The sequence below is a fragment of the Streptomyces sp. AC550_RSS872 genome (genome assembly GCF_019049285.1).
Classification (GTDB): domain Bacteria; phylum Actinomycetota; class Actinomycetes; order Streptomycetales; family Streptomycetaceae; genus Streptomyces.
This window is the reverse complement of sequence record NZ_JAGMUL010000004.1, coordinates 69,644-76,302: the sequence shown is the minus strand read 5'-3', so window position 1 is coordinate 76,302 and position 6,659 is coordinate 69,644. Positions and strand designations below refer to the sequence as shown.

Below are 6,659 nucleotides of genomic sequence, written 5' to 3'. Positions count from 1 at the left end.
GCCGCCGGTTCGCTGGGATCCCTGGGCGTGGTGGTCGTCGTCTGGCGGTCGGCGTCGGAAGGTCCCGTCGGCTGCGGCTGCGGCTGCGGCTGCGACTGCCGCTCCGGCTTCGGCTCCGTTCTGGGCGCGGGTACGACGTGCGGTGCGGCCACATCGTGTGGTGCGGGTACATCGTGTACGTCGTGCGGTGGGGTGGCCTCATGCGGTATCGGCGCCGCCGTCTCCCTGCCCTCGGCCCTCCCAGCCTTCGCCGCGCGCCGTCCCGCCCTGACCGCCCGCCACCGGGCCACCGTGCCCAGTACGAACACGGTCAGCACGATCAGGATCATCAGCTGGCCGATGAACAGCCCCCAGACCAGGCCGTATCCGGAGAGCTGCTCGCTGGGTGTCTGCGGCCAGGCGCCCGGGATGTCGTGGGGGTGGGCGATCAGGGAGCGCATGGCCAGGGGGGTGCGGGTGAAGGTGACTCCGGAGGGCCAGGAGCCGTGGGCGAGCAGGGCTGCGAGGCCCGTGGCCGTCCAGACCAGCAGGGTCATGCCGAGGAGGAAGGCGAGTATGCCGATGAGCAGGCCGTCGGGGATACCTCCCTGGCCGTCCCGGTGGTCCGGGTGTGCTCGGCGGTCGTCCGGTCTCACGCTGCCTCCCTGCCCTGCGCCGGCTCTATGCCACCGTCGATTCGGAGTCGCCGAGATGTTGTTCCACGAAGGCCGCTGCCCGTTCCTCCGCCTCCAGTTCGGCGGCGCGCAGGGCGTCGTCGGTCAGGTCGCGGTCGGCGGAGGACTCCGTCATCGCGCGGTCGGTGAAGACCAGGGGGCGTTCCGTCTCGGTGATCAGGTGTTTGACGACCTGGACGTTGCCGTTGACGTCCCAGACCGCGATGCCGGGGGTGAGAGACGGGATGATCTCCACGGCCCAGCGTGGCAGGCCGAGCACGCGGCCCGTCGCCCTTGCCTCGTCCGCCTTCTGGGCGTAGATCGTCCTGGTCGACGCCATCTTCAGGATCGCGGCCGCCTCCTTCGCCGCCGCGCCGTCGACGACGTCGGACAGGTGGTGGACGACGGCGACGAAGGACAGGCCCAGGCGTCGGCCGAACTTCAGAAGGCGCTGGAAGAGCTGGGCGACGAAGGGGCTGTTGATGATGTGCCAGGCCTCCTCGACCAGGAAGATGCGCTTCTTCCGGTCGGGGCGGATCCAGGTGTGCTCCAGCCATACGCCCACGATCGCCATCAGGATCGGCATGGCGATCGAGTTGCGGTCGATGTGGGACAAATCGAACACAATGAGCGGCGCGTCGAGGTCGATGCCCACCGTGGTGGGGCCGTCGAACATGCCGCGCAGGTCACCGTCGACCAGGCGGTCCAGCACCAGCGCGACGTCCAGGCCCCAGGCCCGTACGTCGTCTATGGCGACGTTCATCGCCTCGGCCGACTCCGGCTCGGGGTGTCGTAGCTGCTCGACGATGTCGGTGAGGACCGGCTGGCGGTCGAGGATGGTCTCGTTGACGTAGGCGTGCGCGACCTTCAGGGCGAAGCCCGAGCGCTCGTCGAGGCCGTGGCCCATCGCGACCTCGATGATGGTCCGGAGCAGGGCGAGCTGGCCCGTCGTGGTGATCGAGGGGTCGAGCGGGTTGAGGCGGATCCCCATGTCGAGGGCGGCCGTCGGGTCCAGGCGGATGGGGGTTATCCCCAGCTCCTGCGCGATGAGGTTCCACTCGCCGACGCCGTCCTCGCCCTGGGCGTCGAGGACGACGACCTGGCGGTCGCGGAAGCGCAGCTGGCGCAGGACGTACGTCTTCTCCAGGGCCGACTTGCCGTTGCCGGACTCGCCGAGGACCAGCCAGTGGGGGGCGGGGAGCTGCTGGCCGTACAGCTGGAAGGGGTCGTAGATGTAGCCCTTCCCGGAGTACACCTCGCGGCCGATGATGACGCCCGAGTCGCCCAGGCCGGGGGCGGCGGTCGGGAGGTAGACCGCCTGCGCCTGGCCCGTCGACGTGCGCACCGGCAGCCGGGTCGTCTCGACCTTCCCGAAGAGGAAGGACGTGAAGGCGTCGGTGAGGACGGACAGCGGGTCCCGCATCAGGTCCTACCTCCGAATGCCGGTGGCGAAGGGGAGCGTGTTGACGAATGCCCGGTGGTGCTCGCGGTCGCACCACTCCAGCTTCAGATACGACTTTCCGGCCGACGCCCGGATGGTCCGCTTGTCGCGGGCCAGGGCCTCGGGGGAGCGGGAGGAGACGGTGATGTAGCCGACCAGGTTGACGCCGGCGGCACCGCTCGCGAGGTCTTCTCCTCGCTGGTCGAGACGGTTGTGGGCGGCGATGTCGCGCGGGTCGACGGTGCGGTTCATCTTGGCGGCGCGGCTGGCCTCCGCCTCGTCGTTGGTCTTCTCGGTCAGCATGCGTTCGATGGCGACCTCGGTGGGTTCGAGGTCCATGGTGACGGCGACCGTGCGGATGACGTCCGGGGTGTGGACGAGGAGCGGCGCAAGGAAGTTGACGCCGACCGGGGTCATCGGCCACTCCTTCACCCAGGCGGTGGCGTGGCACCAGGGGGCCCGGGTGGACGACTCCCGGGTCTTCGCCTGGAGGAACGTGGGTTCCATGGCGTCGAGTTCGGCCGGCCAGGCGTTGCGCTTCGTCATCGCCTGGATGTGGTCGATCGGGTGGTCCGGGTCGTACATGGAGTGGATGAGGGAGGCGAGGCGGCCCTGGCCGAGGGGCTGCCGTACGCGGATGTCGGCCTCCTGGAGGCGCGAGCAGATGTCGGTCAGCTCGCGGGCCATGACGACCGCGAGGCCCGCGTCCCGGTCGACCTTGCCGCCGTGCGGGCGGGCCGCGCGGGCCATCGCCTGGGCCTCGGCGGCCAGTTCGCGGGTGAAGTGCATGCAGGCGACGAGGTAGGCGCGGTGCTGCTCGCTGCTCGTCGACACCATGGACTGGAGTTGGTCGTACGACTGCTGGAGCCATCCCGGGGCCCGGTCGTCGCCGCGTACGGCGACGTCCTTGGCGTGGGCGTCCGGGTCGGCGGGGAGGGTGCGGGCGAGCATCTGGAGGCGGGTGACGAAGCCGTCGCCGTTGGCGACATGCTTCAGCAGGGTGCCGAAGCGGTCGACGAGGGCTTCCTGGTCCTCGGAGTCGCGCAGGCCGACGCCGGGGCCCTCGATCTCGATCGCGGCCGTGACGGTCCGCCGGTCGGCGTGCAGGAGTACGGCGATCTCGTCGGGCCCGAAGGGCGCGGCCAGCCAGGTGATACGGCCGATGCCGGGCGGCGGGCCGACCTCGACCTCGCGGCCGTCGAGGTGGGTGCCGGCCTCGACGGCGCCGGAGCGGTAGGCGGTGCCCCGGCGGAGGGTGCGCTTGTAGCTGCGGTTGATCTCGAACCACTTGTAGAAGGTCCGGTGCTTGTACGGCACGTAGACCGCGGCCAGCGCGATCAGCGGGAAGCCCGTCAGCAGCAGGATGCGCAGGGACAGGACGGGGACGAGGAGCCCGCACATCATGCCGAGGAACGCGCCCGCGATGATCAGCGCGATCTCGCCGGTCTCGCGGTTGCGGCCGACGATCGCGTTCGGCCGGGCGCGGCCGATCAGATATGAACGGCGGGGCGTGACCGCGTGGGACACGTGGGACTCGGTCGTCAACGCCCGTCACCTCCTGAACGATTGCTGTTGCGGGTGTTGCTGGCGTGAGGGGTGTTCACCGGGCTGCCCGAGCGGGGTGCGGGTGTGGCGGAGGGGACAGATCCGCCGCCCCCGTTCGAGGAGCGCGAGCTGTGCGCGGCGACGCCGCCGGAGGCGGGGTTGGACGGGCGGGCGCCCGAGCCGGACTGGCCCGTGCCGCCCTGGTTGTCCGCGCGGGAGCTGTGGGTCTTGATGCCCTGGGCGACGAGGGTTGCCGGGGAGCTGATCACGGCGGCGGCCTTGCCTTCGGCGCCGCGCATGATGCGGTTGTTGCGGGAGCCGGCGAGTTCGTCGCCGAAGCCGGGGACGAAGCGGTAGATCATCGCGCTCGCGAAGATGGCGAGCAGGATGATGGCCAGGCCGGAGACGACGGCCGAGAAGGCGTTCGGGCCGTCGTCGGCGGACAGGGCGCCGGCCAGGCCGAGCACTATGACGATGACCGGCTTCACGAGGATGACGGCGATCATGATGCCGGCCCAGCGGCGGACGTGGCCCCACAGGTTCTTGTCGACCAGGCCCGCGTAGACGACGGTGCCGAGGAGGGCGCCGACGTAGAGCAGGGCGGCGCGGATGACGAGCTCCAGCCAGAGGATGCCGGCGGCGAGGATGGAGACCAGGGAGACCACGATCAGCATGATCGGGCCGCCGCCGATGTCCTGGCCCTTCTCCAAGGCGCCGGAGAAGGTGCCGAAGAACGTGTCCGTCTGGTCGCCCGTCGTCTTCGCGAGGACGTCCGTGACGCCGTCGGTGGCGGATACGACGGTGTAGAGGATCAGCGGGGTGAACGCAGACGCCAGCACCGTCAGCCAGAGGAAGCCGATGGCCTCCGAGACGGCCGTGCTGAGGGGGACCCCTCGGACGGCTCGCTTGGCGACGGCCAGGAGCCACAGGAGGAGGGTCAGGATCGTCGACGCCGCGAAGACGACCGCGTACTGCTGGAGGAACTTGGGGTTCGTGAAGTCGACGTTGGCGGTCTCCTTCACGGCCTCGCTGAGCTTGTCGACGGTCCAGGCGGCGGCTTCGGCGCAACCCTTGGCGAGGGAGGAGAGGGGGTCGAGGGTGGAGGTGGGGTCGTCGAGGGTGGATCCGCCACCGGTGCGGCTGCTTCCGCCGTTGTCTTTTTCGCAGTAGTCCTTGGCGGGGCCGACGATGAGGTCGCAGTTGTCACCTGACGGGGTCGGTGACGGGGTGGGTGCGGCGACGGCACGCGTGGCCAGCAGTACGACCGCGGTCTGTACGGCGGTGAAGGCAGCGGCGACCTTGAGTACGCGGCGCGGGCTATCGGGCATACGTGAACCCTCCGTACTCCTCGACGGCCTTGGCCATCTCGTCGGCGCTGGACGCCCTGCTGTCCCCGGGGACGGGCGTGGGGCCGTCCTTCTGGGAGAAGCTCTCGACCTTCCAGTCGTTACTTGCCCAGCGGAGCTGGAGCGTCATGGTGAACCAGTCGCTGCTGGCCGGATTGGTCGAGTTCTCCCCGGCCATGCCGAAAACGCCGGTGCACCACACCTCGACGGTCGCTGCCGAGGCCGAGTTGTTCGTGACTTTGGTGCCGATGGGGACGGTGCGCGAGACGTAAGTGCTGCCCGCGGCCGCGTTGCCGTTCTCGTCCAGGCCGATGTTGCTCAGGAACTCCTTGGAGTAGGCCTTGTCGAGCTTGGCCGCGAGCTCGGCCTGCTTGTCTGCGACAAAGACCTGCTGGACGATCTCGGCTCGACGGGCCGGTTGGAGGATGTCGGCCGACACCAGCGTCACCGCATAGTTGGCCGCCGCACTCTGCGCGCCCTGCTCATCCCGCGCGAACCCTCCGGGAATCCCCGCCGCCTTCCCGTCCACCGGCCGTGTCCCACTGGCCGCCGTGGACGAGGATTTCGGCTGGTTTTCGTCCCCCGCCGCGGAACCGGAGTCATCGCCTCCACGGTTCGCGAAGGCGATGGCGGCGATGAGGAGGACGACCACGCCGACCACGGTGACCAGGCTCCGGGACGACGAACGGCCACCCCGCCGCGCGCCCCCGTACACGTCACCGCCGCTTTCGGGCAGCCGTGTGCGGGTCTGACCGGTGCCTCCGTATCCGCCGGAGGACTCCCGCTCGTCTCCGAGACTCATTCCGCGTACGCCCCCTCGACGTCGAACGGAAACACGTAGGAGTACGACGGTAGCCGTGCTGGTTCCCGCATGGGCGCGGTGTGGTGACTCGACATCAGGGAAACGCAACCTCAGCCGGTGGGCACGACGGGTGGGTGGGGGACGAGGGTGACCGGGAGTGCCCGGAACTGACGGGCGGGACGGGCAGGACGGGCGGGACGGAGCCGCCTAGACGGCCATGCCGTACACGATGGTGAACAGCGTGCCCAGTGAGCCGATGATGAAGACGCCCGTCAGACCGGCGATGATCAGCCCCTTGCCCTGCTCGGCGCTGAAGGTGTCGCGCAGGGCGGTCGCACCGATGCGCTGTTTGGCCGCGCCCCAGATGGCGATGCCGAGGCAGAGCAGGATGGCGACAGCCATGACGACCTGGATCATCGTCTTCGCTTCGTTCCCCAGTGCGCCGAAGGGACCCCAGTCCGGAGCGATCCCGCCGATGATGGTGTTGATGTCGCCCTTATCGGCCGCAAAGAGCATGTAAGTCACCGCCCCTGTTGGGTAGTTCCGCAGTCCCCTGCGGTGCGCAGAGGTCAGCCCTCATTCTCGCCGACAATGGCGCTGTCGTATGTCGACTTGGCGTCATTGATGGGCGGGATTCGTACGAATAGCTCGCACGGTCACTCTGTGTATCACGGCAGGTCACGCCGGGCAATGAGGCCTGAGCGGAACCTGTCGTGTGGTTGCGTCGTTAGGCCTCTTCACGCCGGGTGCCGTTTCTGACGGCCGGTCGGGTGAGTCTGCGGGGTGGCTGGTCGTGCCGGTGTTCTGCGGGTGAAGGGTATCCCGGCATGCGGACTGGGCGTGGCCGGGTGCCTGGCCTGATGGGGCTCCAT

5 protein-coding genes and 1 pseudogene are annotated in these 6,659 nt (G+C 69.4%); all 6 read right to left on the bottom strand.

Annotation, left to right across the window (positions count from 1 at the left end):
* Positions 1 to 635: pseudogene (locus KUM44_RS44935) on the bottom strand (type VI secretion protein); the annotation flags it as partial.
* 25 nt (positions 636 to 660) lie between these two features.
* Positions 661 to 2,076: an ATP-binding protein gene (locus KUM44_RS01280; protein WP_217205645.1), complete on the bottom strand. Its 1,416-nt coding sequence runs from the start codon at positions 2,074 to 2,076 to the stop codon at positions 661 to 663.
* A 6-nt stretch (positions 2,077 to 2,082) separates the two neighbouring features.
* Positions 2,083 to 3,639 (bottom strand): SCO6880 family protein, encoded by a 1,557-nt coding sequence (locus KUM44_RS01275; RefSeq protein ID WP_217205644.1) that lies wholly within the window; start codon positions 3,637 to 3,639, stop codon positions 2,083 to 2,085.
* A complete protein-coding gene (locus KUM44_RS01270; RefSeq protein WP_217205643.1) occupies positions 3,636 to 4,967 on the bottom strand; it encodes a hypothetical protein in 1,332 nt (443 codons plus the stop codon). The genes KUM44_RS01275 and KUM44_RS01270 overlap by 4 nt, the downstream gene beginning before the upstream one ends.
* On the bottom strand, positions 4,957 to 5,787 hold the full coding sequence (locus KUM44_RS01265) for a hypothetical protein (RefSeq protein ID WP_217205642.1): 831 nt from the start codon (positions 5,785 to 5,787) through the stop codon (positions 4,957 to 4,959). The genes KUM44_RS01270 and KUM44_RS01265 overlap by 11 nt, the downstream gene beginning before the upstream one ends.
* A 207-nt stretch (positions 5,788 to 5,994) precedes the next feature.
* Positions 5,995 to 6,303: a hypothetical protein gene (locus KUM44_RS01260; protein WP_062723864.1), complete on the bottom strand. Its 309-nt coding sequence runs from the start codon at positions 6,301 to 6,303 to the stop codon at positions 5,995 to 5,997.
* Positions 6,304 to 6,659 lie beyond the last annotated feature (356 nt).